This is a genomic window from Catenovulum adriaticum, assembly GCF_026725475.1.
In the GTDB taxonomy this organism is placed as follows: domain Bacteria; phylum Pseudomonadota; class Gammaproteobacteria; order Enterobacterales; family Alteromonadaceae; genus Catenovulum; species Catenovulum adriaticum.
In genome coordinates this window covers 2562447-2584366 of record NZ_CP109965.1, presented here as the reverse complement: position 1 = coordinate 2584366, position 21920 = coordinate 2562447, and the positions used below count along the sequence as shown (strand labels likewise).

The window sequence follows — 21920 nt, the reverse complement described above, 5'->3', positions numbered from 1 at the left end:
CGAGAAATCTGATTGAGCGTTAACCCATTGATTTCATTGGGCTTAAAGGCTCTAGAGTGGTCTGTGTGGTTGAGGCTTGTGGTGGAGCCGGGGGGATTTGAACCCCCGTCCGAAGTACCGCCGTCCTCGGTACTACATGCTTAGTTTGTCTTTAATTTCACTTAAATGCTGCGGACAAACACGCCACACTTAAGCTATCCTGAATTAAATTTCGTGGTTCAGCTCTCAGGCGGGAGCATCCGCACTATCCAAGTTTGGGTTTGAACTTCTGTTGATCCCCGTCTTACTGGCGGAAGCTAGGGCAGAAGTGCTAAGAGCAGGTTATTAAGCTGCTAAAGCGTAAGTTTCGTCGTTTGCGACTATTTTTTTGCGGCTTTTTACGTGGCCAACCGCCCCACGGCATGCACCTTAGAGTTTGTGTAATTCGTCGAATCCTAATCGGCCCCGATGAGCATAACCTTGTGCAAACCCAAAGTCTTTATCACAATCTCAAGTTTCTAAATATACGCGCTTTAAATATTATATTCAAGTGACTCTAGTTTGTTTATTTTTGAGTTTTTTGCGAAATCGAACAAAATTTAATAAAAATATCAAACAAATAGAGCTTTTATATAAAACGCCGCCTTTTTTCATATCAATTTCAAGTTCAGGGTTTGCTGTGGTTGCTGTTACTTGTACGCTTATATTTGCGTTATCAGTTATTTGGCCGTCGGAGATGGTGTAGCTAAAGGTTTCTGTACCCGTAAAATTAGTGGCTGGCATGTAGGTTATTTGGTTGTCGTTAATGATTACACTGCCATTGCCTTGGTAGTTTGTTTGGGTTATTAGCAAAATGTCGTTGTCAGCATCTGTGTCGTTATTTAATACATCTAGTATTAGTGTGTCGTTATTAGATGTATTTAGGGTAAATGCATCATTTTGGGCGCTGGGTGCTGTGTTGCTTACGGGGATTATTTCAAAGTTGCCCGGTGATAAGTTAAAAAATATGTTGTCGTTACATATAACCATTATTTTTGCTAATAAGGTGTCTATATTGGGTAGGGTTATTTGAGCCGAACCGGTGTTTTCAACGGCGTTGGCTAATGTGTATTTAAAGGTTTGGGCATTGTCGTCAGACAATAAAATATTGACTTGTGGGCATAGAGTTTGAGTTTGATTGACTTCCCAGTTGATATTAATGTTTTCTTGTCCGCTAAATAAGCTGTTATTGGTGGGGGAGGTTACGGTTAAAGGGCCTACATTGGCATCAACTGTTATTTGGGTATCGTCGGTGCCTATTCCGCCTTGTTGATCTCGCACAGCTAACTTAAATAACATGGTTCGGTTAGTTGTGGGTAAGAGCTCGGCCGGGGTGTTTCGGTTGTTTGCTAGATCATCTATTCGAGGAAAGAATCTTTGCGGACTGGTGTCTGGTAGCCAGTTTCGAAACAAAGGTCCATTGCCGTTATTTGCCCAATCAGAGGGGGCGCTGGTTGAATCGCCTAAATCTATTTGCTCCCACGAATAGGTGAGTGTATCGTTTTCAATATCGGTTGCCGAACCCGTTAATACAAAAGGGGTATTTTGCGCTATGGTGTAGTTTTTTCCTGCATCTGCAACTGGTGCTTGGTTATTGGCTGCTTGTGTTATACCGCAGCTGCCGGTGGTTTGGTTTGAGTTAATCGTTTTGTATATCTGCTCTATGTTTTTACTGTGAAAAACCGCCATGGTGCGATTGGCAATGTTCTCATCGTCGCAAATGCCGGCATAACCCATAATAGTGACGCCGCTTCCTAATTCATAAGCATTGTTGCTTGATCGGCTATCGCCACAAAAACCACTGGTGGCGTTAAATGAATGGGTGGCTCCAAATTGGTGACCGATTTCGTGGCTGACTAAATCAATATTAAATCCATCGCCTGTTGGGTTTGGACTCCCTGAAGTGCCTTGGGCTTTAAATCCGTTAAAACAGATAGAGCCAACTTGCGCAATACCGCCAGGGTTGGTTGTAAATAAATGGCCTATGTCGTAATTATTGCTGCCAATTATATTGTCTACGGTGGTTTGTGTGCTATTTAAATCTGCTTCGCTATCCGAATTGGTAAAGGGGTCTTCGTTGGGGTTGGTATAAATGAGCTCGTCGTTATTTGCGACTAGCTCAAGCCGAATGGCTAAGTCGCGTGCAAAAATGTCGTTCACTCTATTAATCGTGGTAACTATTGCATTTAACACATTTTGCTGGCGGTTGATAAAGTAGTTTGCATATTCGCCTGTGGTCGCAACAGCAAGTCGATAAGTGGTGAGTTCTCTTTGGCCTATATCGAGTGAGCCTTTACGTGATAGTTGAGGCTTTGCGTAATTTAATATGGTTTCATTAACTTGGGCTTTATTTTGATAGGGATATAACTCAAACAAATTATCGCTGGTATGTTCATCTAAATAATATCTAACTTGGTCGATTTGGTAGCTTGCATAAAAGCCATTTGGGCCTAAATCAAAGCGACCTCTTTGGCTTTTATCACCTTTTTTATGGCCTTTAAACGTTAAAATATCCGCGTGTTTTGCTGCAAGCTCATTCGCCATAATGGGAGAGTATTGAACAATATAGATGAGCTGTTTATCATTATGTTGTGGCAAGCTCAGCTCGTATTTAATGCCTGTTTTAGCAATTTGTTTTAAGTCATTTTTAAACCGTGTATTTAGTGACTTTATCAAAATTGCATTATCATGCAAAAGTACAGATGAGGTTAAGTTTGCATTGCTTATTAATTGGGGCGTTATAGGCTGCCAATTGGTATTTTGTGCATAACTGCTATAACTTAATAAAGCACCAAATAAAAGCGAAAATAACTTCATAATTTGTTCTCTGTGTTAATAAGCCTGCTAAATTAACTAGGCGAGTGTCAGATTAAAATTGTAGTTTATAATTAACATTTATTATACGAAAGGGTAAAAGTTTTTATCGAATATATGCGCTTATCTAACGTTTGCCGCTTTTATCTTGTTGGTTTAAGTGCTGGGTTAACTAACCTGTACATTTGAATAAAAAACAAACAAATAAAGATGGCTAATTAGGCTTGTTTGATTCCTTTCGGTAAGCTAATTTGCTAGAATCGCGCGCCCTTTATTCAATCACCCAAGGTTATTATGCAAGCAGAGCGAATGCGAGCCGACAAAGCGTTATTTTCTTACCCTAGTTTTAAAGCAAGGCCAGTCAAAAGCGCCCCCTTTTTACCTATGTCAAAAAAGGAAATGGCCGCATTAGGTTGGGATAGTTGTGACATTATTATTGTGACCGGCGATGCTTATGTTGATCATCCAAGTTTTGGTATGGCGGTGATTGGTCGTATGTTGGAAGCTCAAGGTTTTAGAGTCGGGATTATTTCACAACCAGACTGGACCAATAAAAAAGACTTTATGAAGCTAGGACAGCCCAATTTATTTTTTGGGGTGACTGCTGGCAACATGGATTCTATGATTAACCGATATACAGCAGACCGTAAATTACGACACGATGATGCTTACACTGCGGGTAATGTGGGCGGAAAAAGGCCAGATCGTGCGGTAACTGTTTATACTCAACGCTGTAAAGAAGCTTACAAAGTACCTGTGATTATTGGTGGAATTGAAGCCAGTTTACGCCGCATAGCGCATTATGATTATTGGTCAGATAAAGTACGTCGCTCTGTTTTATTTGACTCAAAAGCAGATATTTTAGTGTTTGGTAATGCTGAACGGCCATTAGCTGAGGTAGCGCATCGTTTAGCAAATGGTGATGACATTAGTGATATGCAGGACATTCGCGGTACTGCTGTTTTACGTAAAGAGGCTTTACCAGGCTGGTTTGGGGTAGATTCAACTGATTTAGATGTTCTAGGCAAAATTGATCCAATTCCTAACCCTTATGAGATGATTGAAGAGTCAAGCTGTGATTCCAAAAAAGATGCCGTAGAAGAGACAGCAGCCCAACCTATTTTAGTTCAACCCGCTAAAAAACGCCGACCATGGGAAATGACCTATGTTACTTTACCTGCCTATGATGTTGTACGCGCTGAAAAAACATATTATGCACACGCCTCTCGAATTTTACATAAAGAAACAAACCCAGGTTGTGCCCGTGCTTTAGTGCAGCGTCATGGCGATAGAATTGTTTGGATTAACCCACCCGCATTCCCGTTAGAAACCGACGAAATGGATGCGGTATTTGATATGAAATACGCCCGCATTCCTCATCCAGCTTATGGTAATGCAAAAATACCAGCGTATGACATGATTAAAACCTCAGTTAATATTATGCGTGGTTGCTTTGGCGGGTGTACCTTTTGCTCAATTACCGAGCACGAAGGACGAATAATTCAAAGCCGCTCAGAAGAATCAATTTTAAATGAAATTGAACAAATAAGAGATAAAGTGCCTGGCTTTACTGGCGTTATTTCTGATTTGGGTGGGCCAACAGCAAATATGTATAAGCTGCGGTGTAAGCATCCTAAAGCTGAGCAAACTTGCCGCCGTTTATCTTGTGTGTGGCCTGACATTTGTGGCCATATGGATACAGATCATAGCCCTACTATTAACTTGTACCGTCAGGCTCGTAAAATCAAAGGTATTAAAAAGATTTTGATAGCGTCAGGTGTGCGGTATGACTTAGCTGTTGAAGATCCTCGATATGTAAAAGAGCTAGCAACCCATCATGTGGGTGGATATTTAAAAATTGCACCTGAACATACCGAAGAAGGCCCATTAAGTAAGATGATGAAACCCGGCATGGGGACTTATCATAAATTTAAAGAGCTATTTGATAAATACTCGAAAGAAGCCGGCAAGGAACAGTATTTAATTCCGTACTTTATTTCATCGCATCCAGGTACAACCGATAAAGATATGGTTAATTTGGCTATTTGGCTTAAAAACCAAAAGTTTAAATTGGATCAGGTACAAAATTTTTATCCGTCTCCTATGGCGAATGCAACCACTATGTATCACTCAGAAGCGAATCCGATACATAAAGTAACGCATAAAGGTGAAAAAGTATTTGTTCCACGTGGAGACAGACAACGACGGTTACACAAAGCTTTGTTAAGGTACCATGATGAAAAAGGTTGGCCGATGATCCGTGAAGCATTACGAAAAATGGGATTATCTAAATTAATTGGCAATGGTCCAATGCATTTAGTGCCGCCTGAAGGCAAACATAAGCGACAACCCGACCATGGGCGTTATCAAAAAGGCTTAACTCGTTTTAGCTCAAATCAAGGGTTTGATAAACCAGTTAAGGGCAATACAGCTAAAATTAACGTAAAATCTAAAAAGTCTAAGTCGAATTCATCTAAAAAAATCGGCTCTAAAAAGCCAATCGCGTTATAGTCAATTTAATCAATTATTGATATAAAAAGCCGAATTTATATTCGGCTTTTTTGTTTTTTATCTTTATGAAACGAGCAACATGAAGCGAGCGCTAAAAATAAAACTCACTACCAATAAACCATTGACGGCCTCGGTTTGGCACGCCCATTTCGGTTGTGTTGCTAATGGCTGGTGTTGTGAAATTTTTATCTAATAAATTTTTTGCTTTAGCAAACAAATTGATTTTAGGCGATAGCTGGTAGCTTATTTTTGAGTTAACTAATACAAAACCATCTAATTTAACTCTGTCACTAAATTGCCCGCCATACGTGACTGTTTCTTTTTCGCTTTGGTAATTAAGCGAAAGATTATAATTCCACTGGTTATGGTGATAATTTGCAATTAAATAGGCTAGTGTGTCAGATGCTTTAAATTGGTCTTCTGCTAAATCAAAAAAGTGAGTGGCTCCAAACCGTAAGTGAAAATGATTGCTTGGCGCGTAAGCAACTTCAAGCTCCATCCCTTGGGTGCGTTGGCTCTCTTGGGTATTATTAGTGAGTCTAACTATGTTATCTACAACCAAATCGATAATCGCATCTTCAATGGTATGAACAAAATAAGTGGTCGAAAAATTCCAATAATTATGTTGGCTTAACCAAATAACATCGAGTGATTTAATGGTTTCTGGTTTTAAATTAGGATTGCCTTCAAATAACGGAGTATTGATTAATCCAATTTCGTTAAATTGCGGGGCTCTGTACGCTTCACCATAATTTACTTTTACCGTATTTTTTTGGTCCACCCGGCTAACCAAACTGACTCTTGGACTGGTATTTTGTCCAATATCATTGTAATCATCGTACCGAACGGCAACGGTGAGCTCGGTATCATCTGTAATTTCTATTTGAGACTGTATAAAAGTACCCCAAATATCTCGGTTTGTTGCTGCTACAAATTCAGCGTTTGCTTTATATTCACCGCCAAAATAACCAATGTTAGGGTGTTCGTCTGGTTTAATTTGTCCGCCAGATTCAAGGTATGTTAAACAAGGGACGTTTGTTAAGCACTTTTCGTAGTCTAAATTAGTATATGAACGATTTTCAGTTAATTCACTATGACGGTATTCAAAGCCCACACTTAAATCTACTTGTTCATTTAAATGATAAAAATTATTTAATCTAATACCGTGCGCATCTTCATTAAATGGAGTTTTGGCTAATAAAGGTTCGGTTGTTGGCGGTGTGGTAATCTCGGCAAAAGTGAAGGGTGGTGTACCCTGTATATAGTGATTTGAGCGGGTTCTTCGATAATCTAACCATAAATCACTATTAAATTTATCATTCCAGATGAAATTGTGATTTAAGGTTGAAAATAAGCTTTCGGTATCTGTTTGGTTAAAACCTTTACTAATATGCCCTTGTACATAATAGTCCTCTGACTTTTGCTCACTGTAAGCAATGTTAAGGGCGGTCTCACCAGAGCTGATATTTAAAATGACCTCAGCATGGCGGTTAGGATCTGAAATATCCAGTGTAAGATCAGGATTGTAACTATCTTTAACGTTTGAGTAGTGGTCGCCGTCTGTTTTACCGTAAGCGGCGGAGGCATGAATATTAACCTTACCTATTGTTGTGCCACCTGAAGCTGATAACTCTACGCTGCCCATATTGCCTGCAGCAACATGAAGTTCTGGCGTGTTATTGCTTTTGGTTATAATGTTAATTACACCTAAAAACGCATTCGAGCCATAAATTGCTGAGCCTGTACCTTTGATTATTTCTACTTTTTCTACAATAGCGAGCGGGATTTTGGGTAATGTGTAATCGCTATTGCCAGAATATTCACTATTAACACGTTGGCCATTTAATAAAATTAAAATTTCTCGGCCACCAGTACCCGCAGAGCGACCTCTAAAAGAAGTACGTTTGAATAATGAATTTCGGTCAGATGCATTACTTTGAATGCCTGTAACAAAATTTAGTAATTCATCAAGGCTATCCAGCCCTATTTGTTGAATATCTTGTGCTTCATATACAGCAACACTGGAGGGCACTGTGAGCATGGTTTCATTGGTTAGGGTGGCGCTGGCAACTTTAAGTTGTAGTAACTGTTCTATGGGCAGAGAAAACAGATCTTCAGCAGCGTTGGCGACGGTGCCTAAACTTAAACTGAGCAATCCAGCCGTCAGTAGTTGGGTAGATAATCTTTTATTGTCCATGGCCTAACTTATTGTTTTTTATTTGTAAATGGCTAGCTGACCAGTATATTGGCCAATAACCTATTAAAAAGCAATCTCTAGTTTTACAGTTTAGTGTATTTTTTTAAGATTGCTTAGGATTCCGTTTTATTTATGTTGTTTCCTAATTTGTTAAGGTAATCTTGCTCAACGATTTTGATTGCTTTTAAGACATCGTTTGGGTCTACGTTATTGTCCTCTAACAACATGATCAGATCGACTGCAACTTGAACATGTGTTGGCGCCTCTTTTAGCGACATTTTGTCTAACCTATTATTAAGCTTATTAATTTAGCCTCATTATATGCGTAATTATATGTAATCCCAAACCTGAATGATTAACATTTAAATTTATTATAAAGGGCGAGCAACCTTGGCAACCCAAAATGAACGCCAGTTTTTAGTTTTAGACCTTAACTTTTATTAGTGAGTTAACACTAAAACCTTAATCGGTTGAGGTTTTAGCCGATGCGTTCTGTTGTTGAGTATCTGCTAAAAATTTGATCGAGGTTTGAATGGCGTTTGCTACATTCATTTCCATTTGTAAGCGTTCTGCTGGTGCTAAATAAAAAGCCATGTCAACTTCATAACGTATGTACCGCGGAGGTAGCTGGTTTAACACTAAACAACATAAATCGGCTAAATAATTAGGGGTTGAAGTGGCTTCGGTTATGTCCATGCTGGTTAATTTATCAATCACTAATTTTTCGTAATAATTATGAATATCGTTATCTAATTTCATGGTGCCTTTCCCTTTACATATTGATAAGTGACTTGTTTTTATTGTAGGTGATCCAAACAGAATTGCTTAACGTATTTATTAAAAATAATTGTAAAAAGAGTTGATTCAAATGGATATACTCGGTCAAGATAGCTTGCAATCATCAACGCAAGTTAATTATACACGGACAGAGATGGCAAAATCTGGATCATCGTCAGAATCACCTAACTGGGCAGCTTTGTTGCAACAAGTTGCGGAACATCGTGATAGACGAGCTTACACTTTGATATTTAATTATTTTGCCCCGAGATTAAAGTCATTCGGGTTAAAATTATTAAAGCAAGACGCGTTAGCCTTAGAGATGGTTCAAGATACGATGCTGAATGTTTGGCTTAAAGCGCATTTATTTAACCCTGATAAAGGGGCAGCTTCGACTTGGATTTACACGATAGCACGTAATGTAAGATATGATATTTTACGTAAAATATCGCAAAAAAAAGAAGATAATATTGCCGATGAATTATGGCCCGTTATTGTTGAACATGATGAGCCTTTTAACGAGTTTACTCAATTGGAAAATTTATTATTGCAAGGGCAGCTAGAACATTTTTATCAGCATTTATCAGCGCCCCAGCTCGATGTTATTCGACAAGTCTATTTAGACGAAAAATCACATCAAGAGGTTTCTGATAATTTATTAATTCCGCTTGGTACGGTTAAATCGCGGATCCGTTTAGGGTTAGCTAAATTGAAACAAGCGATGGAGCAAGATGTATGATTAATTTCCATCCCTCAGATGAACTTTTAGCTCGCTATGCTCGCGCTGATTTGTCGGCAGGTTTGAGCTTAGCGGTGGCAACACATTTGGATTATTGTTCTATATGTCGTGCTAGTGTGGCTGAGTTTGAACAAGCAGCCGCTGATGACTTGCTCGAACTAGAGGCCGCCAGTGAAGATATGCCAGCATTCGATACTATGTTGGATGATATTTTACAGAGTGAGCCCCCAGAAAAAACAGGCAAAGCGATAGATAAAACACAAACGTCTTTTATTAAAGTAAATGAGCAAAAATTTGTGCTGCCGCAAACGCTAAGTCACTTTTATTCATCAGACGGACGGTGGCGTAAATTTGGTGGTGTACATAGCAACAAGTTAGGCGCGTTTGATGACTTTAGGTCTAGTTTAATTTATATCGAAGCGGATACTCAGGTGCCTAAACATACTCATAAAAGTTTAGAGATTACCATAGTGCTTGCGGGTGATTTATGTGATGAACAAGGACACTATCAGCCCGGAGACTTTATTGTTCTGGATAATAACGTGACTCATATGCCAACAACTCGGCCTAATCAGTCTTGTTTGTGTTTAGCTGTGATGGATGCACCTGTACAATTTACCCAAGGTGCTGCACGTTTATTAAATCCATTTGCTTCGTTAATGTATTAGATTAACCTCAACTTGGTTAAATTAATATTCAAAGTTAAGTCGCCATTTTTGAATCTTTCATTATGATCGCGACTTAAAGTGGTAGACGTGAAGCGGTATTTATTAACCTGAATTCAGGTTAATAAATTGCTTTATAGTGTGATATCGACTCTCATTTAAATTAAATAAACTTATATTTCAGCCAACTTTTTATCCAGAGTTTAAGTTAGTTAAAAAAGCTTAAAGCTTGAGTTAAATCATTGATAATATCTTGGGTGTCTTCAATTCCTACTGATAATCTAATCATGCCTTCGCTGATTCCCATTTTTTTGCGATTTTCTATTCCCATTTCATAATAAATTGTGGGGGCGACAGGAATAGCTAAGCTGCGGTTATCGCCTAAATGAGTTGAACATAAAATTAATTTAAGTTGATCAATAAAATCTAAGCAGTCAATTGAGTCAATTAAATCAAAGCTTAAAATGGCACCTGGGTATTTAAATTGCCGTTGTGCAATTGCATGTTCAGGGTGAGTGGCCAGCCCTGGGTAATATACCGTTTTAATTTTATGATGTTGGTTTAAAAAAGTGGCAATTTGCAAGGCAGAATGACAACTTTTATCCATTCTAAGTGCAAGTGTTTCAGCGCCAACACTTAATAAGTGTATTGCGTCTGAACTTAAACAAGCCCCCATATCACGCAACCCTTTTTTCTTAATTTGGGTGATAGCCCAAGTTTTTGAATCACCTTGTTGATAGGTTTTTAGAATATTAGGGTAATTTTGCCAATTATAATTACCGGTATCAATGACTGCACCGCCAAGTGCATTGGCATGCCCACCAAAATATTTGGTTAGTGAACAAATTAATAAATCAGCACCAGCCTGTATGCCATTAAAAAGGTAACATGGGGTCATGGTATTATCGACGGTTAACACTATATTTTGTGGTTGGCATATGTTTTTTATGGCTTTAATATCCGCGACTTGGGTTACCGGGTTTGCGATGGTTTCGCAAAATAGCATTCGGGTATTAGGCTTAATACTTTGCTTAATTTGAGTGTGATTGGTGATATCAACAAAATCGACTTCTATTCCGAATTGAATGAGCGTTTTGGCAAAACTGCTGGTATTGCCAAACACAAACTGGCTCATTATTAAGTGGTCGCCTGCTTTTAACAAAGTAAGCAAGGTATTACTTAACGCGGCCATACCACTTGAAAACACTAAACTAGACACAGCGCCTTCTAATTGGGTTAAGGTATTTTGTAACACATTTACACTAGGCGTTGATTGACGCGCGTAAGCGTGATGCTTACTTTTACCCTGAAAAACATTGACTAAATCTTGGGCTTGTTCATAAGCAAATAAAACAGATTGGTGCAAGGGCTGGTGGACTGCCCCTGATTCAATATTTTGTAGACGCTCGGCATGTACAACTTGAGTGGTAAAACCTTTTTCTTTCATCATGATTTATTGTGTGTCAGTATTCAATCCCCTAAGAGTGTAAATATAAATGAGATATGTCAATACAAAAACTAAATCTACGTTGGTGTCAAAAGCGGCAATTTGAAGGCACAGGCAGTAATGGCAAAAAAGTTTTATTAGATGGTCCAATTGAGGCAGGTGGTGAAAACCAAGGTATCAGGCCTATGGAAATGGTACTTTTAGGTTTAGCTGGTTGTTCAGCGTTTGATGTGGTGTCTATATTAGAAAAAAAGCGGACAGGGCTTAGCCAGTGTGAAGTTGAAATTGAAGCCCAGCGCGCGGACCAGATCCCTGCGGTATTTACTCAAATTCATTTGCGCTTTTTAGTTAGCGGTGAAAAACTAACAACTAAGGCTGTAACCCAAGCGGTTGAGCTATCGGTTGATAAATATTGTTCAGTGGCCGCAATGTTATTAGCCGCAGATGTTAAAATAACCCATAGCTTTGAGATAATCTCTTAAAATAAATCAAGTTGTTCGGCTTTAATTTGTGCCAGTAGCGCTTCTTCTTGCTGTTTAAGCTTTTTATTTTTAAGCTTTTTCTTTCTCATTTCGCATAATGAAATAACTTTAATTTTTTGCTCGGATGAGAGTTTTTCCCAGTAAAACCTTTCATCTCTGCTACGCAAACAACCACGGCAATAGCCTCTAGCGCCTGATTCACAAATACCAATGCAGGGGCTTTCTATATTGTCTATTTCAAAAAGTTTGGTTTGTTGCATTAAGCACTGCTGTTGTTTAATGAATACATGCGATAGTAAAGACAGTATATAACGAAACTTTATCTAGAGTGAAATTGGCTAACTGGAATTTATTTTTTAAATAAGCTCAAATATTTATGCGTTGATCATTTATACTAGATCTTAAGTTGCAATCTTAAGCGTTTAATTCGTTTGAAATTTGTACAATAAACATTAAAGCGTATCAGATCACAAAATCATTATCATTATTTGCATTTACAATTTTATTAATTATCGGCAGTATGATTAAAAATTTATTTAGCTTTTAAAAGGATACATAGTAGGAACTCTTATGAATGTAGAATTCATTAACCCGTTTTTATCTTCATTGGTCAACGTGGTTAGTACCATGGCTATGCTTGAGTTAAAGCCGCAAAAGCCAAGAGTCAAAAAAGACGAAGTCGCTCGGGGCGATGTGTCTGGCCTAATTGGTATGGTTGGTCCTCAAACTAAAGGGTCATTGTCAGTTTCATTTGAAGCAGGTTTAGCGCTTGATATTATGCAGAGAATGCTGGGTGAAAAACCAGATGCTATCAATGAAGAAGTAACAGATATGGTTGGGGAAATTACCAACATGGTCACAGGTGGTGCTAAAAAATTATTGGCTGAAAAAGGCTACGATTTTGATATGGCAACCCCAATCGTGGTTTCAGGAAAGGGTCATACCATAAATCATAAATCAGACGGGACTATCATTATTATGCCGTTTGAAGCTGAAGCTGGAAAAGTTCACATTGAAATCTGTTTTGATAAAGTAGCAAGTTAATTATATGTGGTTACAAAAAACAATTCGCTTAACGCCTCAAGCTCGTGGCTTTCATTTAGTTACATCAGAGATTGAATCATTATTACCTGAAATTCACCAGTTTAAAGTGGGTTTATGTCACTTATTATTGCAACATACGTCGGCCAGTTTAAGTATTAATGAAAATGCAGATCCCACTGTTCGCACTGACTTTGAATCTCACGTGAACGTAATGGTGCCAGAAAACCAGCCTTATTATCGCCATACCTACGAAGGCGATGACGATATGCCTGCTCATATTAAATCCAGTTTATTTGGTGTGAGCTTGCAGCTGCCTATTCAAAATGGTCAGTTTGGACTGGGTACATGGCAAGGGATTTACTTAGGCGAGCACAGAGATTATGGCGGTGAACGTCGAATCTTAGTGACTATGCAAGGTGAATAACCTAAATTAATTCAAGAGTATGAATATAGGCTTGAATTTGGCTTTAGATTATTTTGTTGATTATTATTTAAAATTACGATAAAACCCTGTTAAAAACTATTTATTTTTCGCAGACTCGATTCTGCTTAATATAAAATAAGCGTCAATAATAAAGTTATAGTCATTAATGATGATATGTACTGTGCAGCTGTAAACGGGCTGTAACAGACAGTCGTATGTTTAGAGGTAAATTTTAAAATGCAATCTATTGCCAGAAAAGTGCTTGTCGTTTTATTGTGTGTAAATTTAGCTGTATTGGGACTTGTTGCATTTGGCACTATGTCAATGCAAACCAGTAGCGAAAATGAACGCTATGAAAACAATAAAGAAGCAATTGTTAAACAGCTTAAAGTAATATTGCAAGATCCTGTTTTTTCGTATGATTTTCCTTTAATAAAAAACATTATTGACGCTTACATGCCAGATCCTATTATTGCGCAAGTAGAAGTGACAGATCACCGTGATAAAGCAATGGCTGAAACCAAAATGAAGCAAGATGTTGCGCTTGACGGGACAGCACAGTGGTATGAAATTTCAGGTGCCGATGGCAGCATGATTGGCAAGGTTAAAATTGCATTTTCACGTAGTGGCGTTGAAAACCGATTAGCTTCTCAATGGTACGAAAAGCTTATTTCAATGGCAGTTTCACTGCTGGCGCTGAGTGTATTACTTATTTTGTTAATTAACAAAGTGGTGGTGCGGCCTTTAACTAATGTTAGCCAAGTATTAGCTGACATAGCTCGAGGAGGCGGTGATTTAACCCAACGAATTCCAGTAAAAACAAATGATGAAATTGGTACTTTAGCTCAAAACTTTAATCATTTTATTGAAAAAATCCAAACTATTATTGCGGATGTTGCGCAAGGGGCCAATGGGTTAAGTGATTTATCATCTTCTATTAGTTCTGTTTGCCATAAAACGACAGTTAATACACATGAACAAAAAGAACAAACCGAACACTCGCTCAGTTATTTAAAGCAGTTGTCAGAAGCAACAGGTGAAATTGCACAAAATGCAGAGTTAACCGCTTCAAGTACCACAGAAACATTTGATTTAGCCGCACAAAGTAGAACAGATGTTCAAACCAATTTAACCCATGTTCAGCAGTTGGTCGATGAATTAGAAAATAATGCAAAAGTTGCCTCAGACCTGAAAACAGCCAGTGAAAATATTGGGGGTGTGTTAGATGTGATTAAAGGGATTGCAGAGCAGACAAATCTATTGGCACTAAATGCAGCAATAGAAGCCGCTCGGGCGGGTGAAACGGGCCGAGGTTTTGCGGTGGTGGCAGACGAAGTGCGCTCGCTTGCCAGCAAAACACGCCAATCTACTGAAGAGATTGAATCTATTATAGTATCGTTACAAAGCAAAGCTGATGATTCTTATCAAGCATCTTACCGTAGTAAAGAGTTAGTGAGTGAAACGATAGAATCGACAGAAACAACAGTAGGTGCTTTCGCTGCAATTTCAGATAAGTTAAGCAATATTAATGATATGATTATTCAAATTGCGAGCGCAACTGAAGAGCAATCTGTATTAACTAAAGAAGTAAGTCAAGGGATGGAGCACTTGTTAGATGGCGCCACTAAGCTCACTAATGAGACCAAAGGATTAGAACATAACACCCAAGCTATGATTGATGTTGAACATAACTTATCAGAGCAAATTAAACAGTTTAAATATTAATAAAATCATGTTTGATTAGGGCGTATTTATTTTTGTTGATACTTTGAGCTGATAGACAAATTGTCTTAAGTAAGGCGGAAATAATGAAAGCAGCCTATTGCTCAAAATAACACATAGCTTCACACGCCCTAAAGGCAAGATAATATCTTGCCTTTTTTGTGTTTATTTTAAGAATATTAACATTTTTACTTGAATTATCACCCCAGATCGCGATCATTGCAGCTAAATTTAGCATAAACATTTTTTTGAGGATAATATGAGCAAACCCATCGTTTTTAGCGGCGCACAGCCTAGTGGAGAATTAAGCATAGGTAACTATATGGGTGCATTACGCCAATGGGGCAATATGCAGGACGATTACCAATGTTTGTTTTCATTAGTTGATTTACATGCGATTACGGTTCGCCAAGATCCTGAAAAATTGAGAAATGCTTGCTTAGACGGCTTGGCTTTATATTTAGCGTGTGGCATTGACCCTAATAAAAGCATTGTATTTCTTCAGTCTCATGTGCCGCAGCATGCCCAGTTAGGTTGGATTTTAAATTGTTATACCCAGATGGGTGAGCTGAATCGAATGACTCAGTTTAAAGATAAATCAGCTAAAAACGAAAATAACATTAATGCTGGCTTATTCACCTACCCAGCACTAATGGCTGCTGACATTTTATTGTACGGCACCAATCAAGTGCCTGTGGGTAACGATCAAAAGCAACATTTAGAGCTAAGTCGTGACATTGCAATACGATTTAACAATGCTTACGGCAATACGTTTACAGTACCTGAGCCTTATATTCCAGAAACAGGCGCTCGTATTATGAGCTTGTTAGAGCCGACCAAAAAAATGTCTAAATCAGATGATAACCCAGGTAATTTTATTGGTTTGTTGGAAGAGCCGAAAAAAATTATCAAAAAAGTAAAACGTGCGGTGACAGACTCAGATGAGCAAGCTCGAATTTACTTTGATACCACAGAAAAACCAGGTGTTTCAAACTTATTAACCTTATTATCTTGTGCGACCGGTAAAAGTGTTGAAACTTTAGTGCCAGAGTATGAAGATAAAATGTATGGCCATTTAAAAGGTGATACAGCAGAAGCTATTGTGACTTTATTAGAGCCAATTCAAACACGCTTTAAAGCGCTAAGACAAGAGCAAGCCGAGTTAGAGAAAATAATGCTAATGGGCGCAGATAAAGCCCAAGAGCGAGCTCAAGTTGTGTTAGATAAAGTATCTGAGGCCATTGGTTTTATACCTAGACCTAAAGCTTAAGTTTGAGGCATATTAACCAGCGGGGAAATCTAATAGCCCCCGGTTAATATCGTGCAGCATAACCAATTGGCAACTATAATTGTCGTGTAAGTGGCTGGTATTTAGGTTAAAAACTTAGGAGCTATGATATGAGTATTAGGCGTAATCTAGCCTTTAAAATGCAAAATAAGTTAATGAAAGTAGCGTTAATGCTTTGTAGTAGTTTGGCATCAAGCTTTGTGTATGCACAGCCGAATGATTTTCATTTTAATGGTTTTTTAACCGTAGCTGGATACCATGGCTCAAGTAATCAAATTGGCTATAAATCTTCTATTTTAGGCGAACAGGCGAGTCACCGCGGAGAGTGGGTATTTGATGACTTAAGTTTATTGGGCGGACAAATTAACTATAGCGTTAATGACCAATGGCAGCTTGTAGGTCAGGCCGTTTTAAAAAATGAACTAGTAGATACTGATTTTGATCGAATAAAAATAGCAACTTTAAATTACCGCCCGAGTTCAGCCTGGCTATTTCGAGCAGGTCGTTTTTACCCACGAGGCTATTTAATCAGCGAAACTAGGCTGATAGGTTATGCTCATAATCAAGTCTTACCAGTACAAGATTTTTACGCTCAGCTTCCGTTACCTTATGTTGATGGTATAGACGCCACTTATACTCAGCGAACTGATTTTGGTTTATTTAGCGCGAACCTGTATTTTGGCGAAACGAATATCACTGTAGACTTAGGCGGTGATGAACCTGTGACAAGCGAATTTAAAAATTTAGTGGGTGCTAACCTTGAATATGAAAGCCGGAATTGGTTGCTAAGAGCCGCCTATTCACAAGTGGAGCAAATTGAGGGCTGGGGTATTATTGATGAAATTGAAGATTTTTTTACACTATTAGCTCACCCTGCACTATTACAAACAAAAACGCAATTTATGCCTTGGGCTGAAGGTGCCGCGTTTCTTCAAAGTGACAAAGCCAAAGATGGTGTTTTTAAGTATTATACTTTAGCGTCTGAACACAATAAAGGTGCTCTCAGAGTGAGAGCAGAATTAGCGCACTTGTCTTCTGGCAGTTTTTTATTACCAGATACGGACTCAGGTTATGTTAACTTTGCGTATACACATGGTGAAGTCACTCCTTTTGCGACGCTTTCTTTTATTAACTCAGATAAAGATAAACCATTTAGCACTCAGCCAAGCGGTGATTTATTAGATCAGGTCGACCAAGTTCTAGGTATAGATTCTCGAGTTACGTTAACTGTTATCAATGGCTTTTTAGAACCCGTTTATAAGCAAAAAAGTGCAACTTTAGGAATGCGCTGGGATTTTGCGCAACAACAGGCTGTAAAAGTGCAATTTGAACGAAAGTGGGTGGATAAAAATAGTGCAGGTTTATGGCGTGTAAACCAATTTAGTCAAACCCAAGCAGAACAAGTGGATGTTTTTTTAGTTAGTTATGACAGGATGTTTTAAGATGCGACTACCTCGTTTTTTTTATAGTGTATTGTTTATTAGTTTAGGGTTAATGAGCAAATGTGCTTTTGCTGGGGATATTTTAGTTATAGTGCATCCGGACAACCCGACACAACAGTTATCTAGTGGCAACGTATTAGATATTTATACCGGTCGGTTGGTGGCTTTTCCTGGCGGCACGACAGCTTTGCCCGTCGATTTATCAAATGAAACCCAAATCAAAGCAGATTTTTATCAGCAGTTAATGGGAAAAAGCTTATCGCAGATGAGTAGTTATTGGGCTAAGTTGTTGTTTACTGGCCGTTATAGCCCACCTGTTGTGCTTGATCCACCCAGTGAAGTTATCGCTTTTGTAAGTGAAAATTTATATGCGGTTGGGTATATTGATGAAGCTTGGTTAACCGATGATGTTAAAGTTGTTTACCGATTAAAATCAATTTAAATACAATGAACTAGGCGAAATGATATATTTAACCTCAATTCGGTTTTATGAATATGTTTCAAGTGGTCTTTTTTGACGAGCACTGCGTTAAATTCATGCAAAAAATCTCGTTAGAAACCATGCAGAGCGATAAGATTAAATCGTTCAATTAGTTAGAATACACCTTAACCCGAGTTAAGGTTATTTAAAAAGCATTGTTATTTAACTATGAACTTGATAGCTATTTTTACCTTGCTTTTTAATTTGATACATAGCGATATCTGCTTTTTCAAATAATTCATCAAAGTCTTCCGCTGAATCCGGGTATATGGCAATGCCTATACTCGCACCTAAATTTACATTATCTTCCGAAGAGACATTTATAGGCACAGATACCGCATGAATAATTTTATTGGCTAGTGTTTTTGCTTCATCAACTTGGCTGTAGTTAAGCGCGATAATAAATTCATCACCCCCCCAGCGCGCCAGAATATCTGAGCGTCTGGTTAAATGTGATAAACGTTTTGCTATTTCAACTAGGGCAACATCGCCAGCATCATGTCCATAAGTATCATTTACTTCTTTAAAGCCGTCTAAATCAATCAATAATAATGCAATCTTAGAGCTGTGATCGGGTGTTTTCATCATATGATTTAATAGTCGCCTAGCCGAACGTCGGTTTTTAAGGTGTGTTAACAAATCGTGGTCAGCTTCAAATTCCGATTGTAATAATTGTTGTCGTTTTGCTGTTACATCACTGATAAATATAAATGTATTGAGTTCGCCTTGCGCGTTTTCTGCCTTAGCAAAAGTTAAGTCAAACCAAAGGTTTTCACTATTTTTTTGTTCAGGGCTATGTTTAGTCTCCACTTCAATTGTGGTAGCTGTTTTGAGTTGCTCGCTTTGAATGATTTTCTGTTTAATTGTATCTGCATTTTCAAATAATAAATTGACCCACTGGTGGTTAGTTGTAATGTTTTCTTGTGAAACATTGTTACTCCACACTGACTCAAATTCTGGATTATGGGACAACAAGTTAAGTTCAGTGTCTGTTACCACGAGTGCATTTTTGGATAAGTTACAAATCATGGTTAAGTTTTCTGAGAGTTTTTGAGTTTGATTTGTCAGCGCTCTTTCTTTATTTAAGCGCTCATCTAATTTATTTAAAAGTTGGTTGATTTTATAACCAATGCGACCAATTTCATCACGTCGGCCAGTATGTGGATAGCGCATTGTTTGTTCGGTATCTAGTTTGACTGTATCCAGCCAAGAGGCAAGTTTTTCTATAGGGTGTGATACCAGCAAGTAAGTCGTGATTAGGGTAAAAAGAATACTAATAGTAACAACTACGATGACGCCTTGGATTTTATTATCTGCAATTGAAGAGGCGATATTTTGAACTAGCACATGGTTTTTTACAATTTCGAGTTGACCAATTTTCTCATCTTGAGAAAACGGTGAATATAAGGTTTTGGTGTATTTATGTGCTTTTTGGCAGGCTCCGCCTGTTGTTTGCATTTTATCGGTTATAATGGCAGCGCAGACAACTCTTTTATTTTTGAGTAAACCCGTTATCACATCATTTGCTAAAGCTTCATTATTTAAATAAGCTGAGATCGCCGCCGTATCATAAACGGTTGCCGCTAAAGATTGAATAATACGGTCGCTATCTTGATTGCTCGATTCAAGAATATTGTCGTAAGATGTGTAGGATAAAATAAGGGTTGCAATTGAGGCGATAATTCCAACATAAATCGTTAATTTTACATTGATTTTCATAATGATGCTGCAACTTTTTAAGCTCAAAAATGTCAATAATAAAAGCAGATTGACTAGGTGTTAGTTTGTTATTTAAAGCTAATCTAATAGACAAAGCTAAATTTGTTTAAAAGTATAGCACTCGATTCGCTAGAAGAATACGCCTCTTTTATGCTTTAATGCAATATATTGTATTGTTAATATTGATAAAAAATTAAAAATGAGCAGTTTGTATCGGCTTAATTTTTGTGATTTCAGGGGATAAAATAACAATGAAAAATATGCCAAAGTTTATTTGCGCGATCGGTTTTACACTTTGTAGTTTTTCCAGTTTTTCTAACGAAGATAATAGCGGGAAAACCAGTGCGTCTGTTAAAACTATTATCTCATCATCTGTTGCATTAAGAGGTCAACCACAATATGACACTGCTCAGTTTAAACACTGGGATTATGTGAATCCAGAGGCCCCTAAAGGCGGTCAAATAACATATGGTATGCAAGGTACCTTCGATAACTTTAATCGTTATGCTCAGCGTGGTACATCGCCCGCTATGATTGAAGATATTCTTTACGATAGCTTAATGGCTTCAAACCTAGATGAAATTTCTGTTTATTATCCCTTGATAGCGGAGAAAATCGAATACCCAAGCGATCATGCTTGGGTGATATTTCATATTGATCCAAAAGCTCAATTTTCAGATGGTAAGGCAATTACTGCCAAAGACGTTGCTTTTAGTTACAATTTGTTTTTTGAGCAAGGCGTTCCCCAGTTTAAAAAGTACTTTGCCGGAGTGACTGTTGAGGTTGTGGCGCCAAATAAAGTTAAATTTAAATTAGCGCGGCCAGATAAAGCTTTAATGTTGAGTCTTTGCGATTTAACAATATTGCCAGCTCATTATTATAAAGATAAAAAATTCTCAGAACCTTTTGATAAACCGCCATTAGGTAGTGGCCCTTATAAAGTAAAAAGCTACGAAATGGGGCAACATATTATTTACCAGCGAGACCCTAAATATTGGGCCGCTGAGCATCCTACCAAAGTGGGTCGTTATAATTTTGAGCAAATTCGCATTGATTATTATTTAGATGAAACTGTATTAATGGAGGCCTTTAAAAAAGGTGAATATGACTTTAGGTTAGAAAGCATAGCAAAAAACTGGGCGACTCAATACACGGGTGAAAATTTTGATAAAGGTTATATTGTTAAAGAAGAAATAGCGCACCAAACTCCAACGGGTAATAGTGCTTTTGTGTTTAATGTGCAAAAACCTCAATTTTCAGACCGTAAAGTGAGACAAGCGCTTAATTTACTATTTGATTTTGAATGGACCAATAAAAACTTTTTTTATGGCGACTATCAAAGAAACGATAGTTATTTTATGAACTCGGAATATGGTTCATCTGGCTTGCCGACGGGTCGTGAGCTTGAAATTTTAAACCAATTTAAAGATCAGTTACCAGAAGCCGTTTTTAACAAACCCTTCAAACTGAATAAAACCGATGGCAGCGGGAATATTCGCCGTGAGATACGACAAGCCTTAAGCTTGTTTAAGCAAGCAGGTTATAAGCTAGTTGATAATAAATTGGTTGATCAAAAGGGTAAACAATTTGAATTTGAGTTGCTGATTTATCGTCCGTCAGAAGAGCGGTATTCAATTCCATTTCAAAAAAATATTGAGCGCATTGGCGCCAAAATGAACATACGTTTAGTGTCGGATGCATCGCAATATATTAACCGAGTACGCGAACGTGAGTTTGATATGATTAGCCGCGCTTTTTCAGGGTTTCCAAGTGAAACGCTTAAAATTCAATGGCACTCAGATTATTTAAACTCATCTTACAACTGGGTTGGACCCAATGATGAAGTGGTTGATTATTTGGTGACTAAAATTGCTGAAAATCAGGAAAACCAAACTGAGTTAATGGCTTATGCAAAAGCATTTGATCGCGTTTTACTGTGGAATTATTACTCTATCCCGCAGTGGCATTTATCCAAATATAGAGTGGCGTATTGGAATAAATATCAGCGACCTAAACAAATACCAAAGTATGATTTAGGACAAGATACTTGGTGGTTCGATGCACAAAAAGCAGCCAAACTGCCAAAACAACACAGAAATTAAATCGCTAATATGATGGCTATGGTAATAGCTATGATTGAGTGCAAGTTT

At 38.0% G+C, this 21920-nt stretch carries 18 protein-coding genes and 1 other RNA gene; 11 read left to right on the top strand and 8 right to left on the bottom strand.

Translation table 11 applies throughout. The annotated features are described in order from the left end of the window. Window positions 1-79: 79 nt before the first annotated feature. Window positions 80-446, bottom strand: a transfer-messenger RNA (tmRNA) gene (gene ssrA, locus OLW01_RS11285). 79 nt (window positions 447-525) lie between these two features. After that, window positions 526-2835 carry a reprolysin-like metallopeptidase gene (locus OLW01_RS11280; RefSeq protein ID WP_268074016.1) on the bottom strand — a complete coding sequence of 770 codons (2310 nt, stop codon included), beginning with the start codon at window positions 2833-2835 and terminating at the stop codon, window positions 526-528. A gap of 291 nt (window positions 2836-3126) precedes the next feature. Here OLW01_RS11280 and OLW01_RS11275 point away from each other — a divergent pair, with 291 nt between their 5' ends. Beyond that, window positions 3127-5343: a YgiQ family radical SAM protein gene (locus OLW01_RS11275; protein ID WP_268074015.1), complete on the top strand. Its 2217-nt coding sequence runs from the start codon at window positions 3127-3129 to the stop codon at window positions 5341-5343. Window positions 5344-5434: 91 nt separating this feature from the next. Here OLW01_RS11275 and OLW01_RS11270 read toward each other — a convergent pair whose 3' ends face one another. The 3 genes from OLW01_RS11270 to OLW01_RS11260 all read right to left on the bottom strand — a co-directional run bounded on the left by OLW01_RS11270 (window position 5435) and on the right by OLW01_RS11260 (window position 8299). Continuing rightward, entirely contained in the window at window positions 5435-7540 is a 2106-nt protein-coding gene (locus tag OLW01_RS11270) for a TonB-dependent receptor plug domain-containing protein (RefSeq protein WP_268074014.1), read from the bottom strand. 113 nt (window positions 7541-7653) lie between these two features. Beyond that, window positions 7654-7818, bottom strand: a complete 165-nt coding sequence (locus OLW01_RS11265; RefSeq protein ID WP_268074013.1) for a DUF2496 domain-containing protein — start codon at window positions 7816-7818, stop codon at window positions 7654-7656. 184 nt (window positions 7819-8002) lie between these two features. After that, window positions 8003-8299, bottom strand: a complete 297-nt coding sequence (locus OLW01_RS11260) for a late competence development ComFB family protein (protein WP_268074012.1) — start codon at window positions 8297-8299, stop codon at window positions 8003-8005. A gap of 109 nt (window positions 8300-8408) precedes the next feature. On the opposite strand from OLW01_RS11260, the gene OLW01_RS11255 reads away from it, so the two are divergent. After that, window positions 8409-9056: a sigma-70 family RNA polymerase sigma factor gene (locus tag OLW01_RS11255; RefSeq protein WP_268074011.1), complete on the top strand. Its 648-nt coding sequence runs from the start codon at window positions 8409-8411 to the stop codon at window positions 9054-9056. Continuing rightward, window positions 9053-9724 carry a ChrR family anti-sigma-E factor gene (locus tag OLW01_RS11250; protein WP_268074010.1) on the top strand — a complete coding sequence of 224 codons (672 nt, stop codon included), beginning with the start codon at window positions 9053-9055 and terminating at the stop codon, window positions 9722-9724. The genes OLW01_RS11255 and OLW01_RS11250 overlap by 4 nt, the downstream gene beginning before the upstream one ends. Window positions 9725-9929: 205 nt before the next feature. Here the strand turns inward: OLW01_RS11250 and OLW01_RS11245 are convergent, their stop codons facing one another. Then, window positions 9930-11171, bottom strand: coding sequence for a cystathionine gamma-synthase family protein (locus OLW01_RS11245; RefSeq protein WP_326498579.1), 1242 nt, complete (start codon window positions 11169-11171; stop codon window positions 9930-9932). A gap of 53 nt (window positions 11172-11224) precedes the next feature. Between OLW01_RS11245 and OLW01_RS11240 the strand changes: the two genes are divergently transcribed. Beyond that, complete coding sequence (locus OLW01_RS11240) at window positions 11225-11650, top strand: OsmC family protein (protein WP_268074009.1); 426 nt, start codon at window positions 11225-11227, stop codon at window positions 11648-11650. Here OLW01_RS11240 and OLW01_RS11235 read toward each other — a convergent pair. Further along, entirely contained in the window at window positions 11647-11910 is a 264-nt protein-coding gene (locus OLW01_RS11235) for a DUF1289 domain-containing protein (RefSeq protein WP_268074008.1), read from the bottom strand. The two genes, OLW01_RS11240 and OLW01_RS11235, sit on opposite strands and share 4 nt — an antisense overlap. A gap of 310 nt (window positions 11911-12220) precedes the next feature. On the opposite strand from OLW01_RS11235, the gene OLW01_RS11230 reads away from it, so the two are divergent. From OLW01_RS11230 to OLW01_RS11205, 6 genes are all read left to right on the top strand, one after another. Continuing rightward, window positions 12221-12694: a chemotaxis protein CheX gene (locus tag OLW01_RS11230; RefSeq protein ID WP_268074007.1), complete on the top strand. Its 474-nt coding sequence runs from the start codon at window positions 12221-12223 to the stop codon at window positions 12692-12694. Window positions 12695-12698: 4 nt separating this feature from the next. Further along, a complete protein-coding gene (locus tag OLW01_RS11225) occupies window positions 12699-13118 on the top strand; it encodes a secondary thiamine-phosphate synthase enzyme YjbQ (protein WP_268074006.1) in 420 nt (139 codons plus the stop codon). A gap of 237 nt (window positions 13119-13355) precedes the next feature. Further along, on the top strand, window positions 13356-14843 hold the full coding sequence (locus OLW01_RS11220) for a methyl-accepting chemotaxis protein (protein WP_268074005.1): 1488 nt from the start codon (window positions 13356-13358) through the stop codon (window positions 14841-14843). A gap of 256 nt (window positions 14844-15099) precedes the next feature. Continuing rightward, window positions 15100-16110, top strand: coding sequence for a tryptophan--tRNA ligase (gene trpS, locus OLW01_RS11215; RefSeq protein WP_268074004.1), 1011 nt, complete (start codon window positions 15100-15102; stop codon window positions 16108-16110). 128 nt (window positions 16111-16238) lie between these two features. After that, complete coding sequence (locus OLW01_RS11210) at window positions 16239-17570, top strand: hypothetical protein (protein ID WP_268074003.1); 1332 nt, start codon at window positions 16239-16241, stop codon at window positions 17568-17570. A 1-nt stretch (window position 17571) separates the two neighbouring features. After that, entirely contained in the window at window positions 17572-18012 is a 441-nt protein-coding gene (locus tag OLW01_RS11205) for a type 2 periplasmic-binding domain-containing protein (protein WP_268074002.1), read from the top strand. A 201-nt stretch (window positions 18013-18213) separates the two neighbouring features. Here the strand turns inward: OLW01_RS11205 and OLW01_RS11200 are convergent, their stop codons facing one another. Then, the gene (locus tag OLW01_RS11200; RefSeq protein ID WP_268074001.1) at window positions 18214-19770 is read right to left on the bottom strand and encodes a GGDEF domain-containing protein; all 1557 of its coding nucleotides are present in this window, start codon (window positions 19768-19770) and stop codon (window positions 18214-18216) included. A gap of 251 nt (window positions 19771-20021) precedes the next feature. Between OLW01_RS11200 and OLW01_RS11195 the strand changes: the two genes are divergently transcribed. Beyond that, window positions 20022-21872 (top strand): extracellular solute-binding protein, encoded by a 1851-nt coding sequence (locus OLW01_RS11195; RefSeq protein ID WP_268074000.1) that lies wholly within the window; start codon window positions 20022-20024, stop codon window positions 21870-21872. Window positions 21873-21920 lie beyond the last annotated feature (48 nt).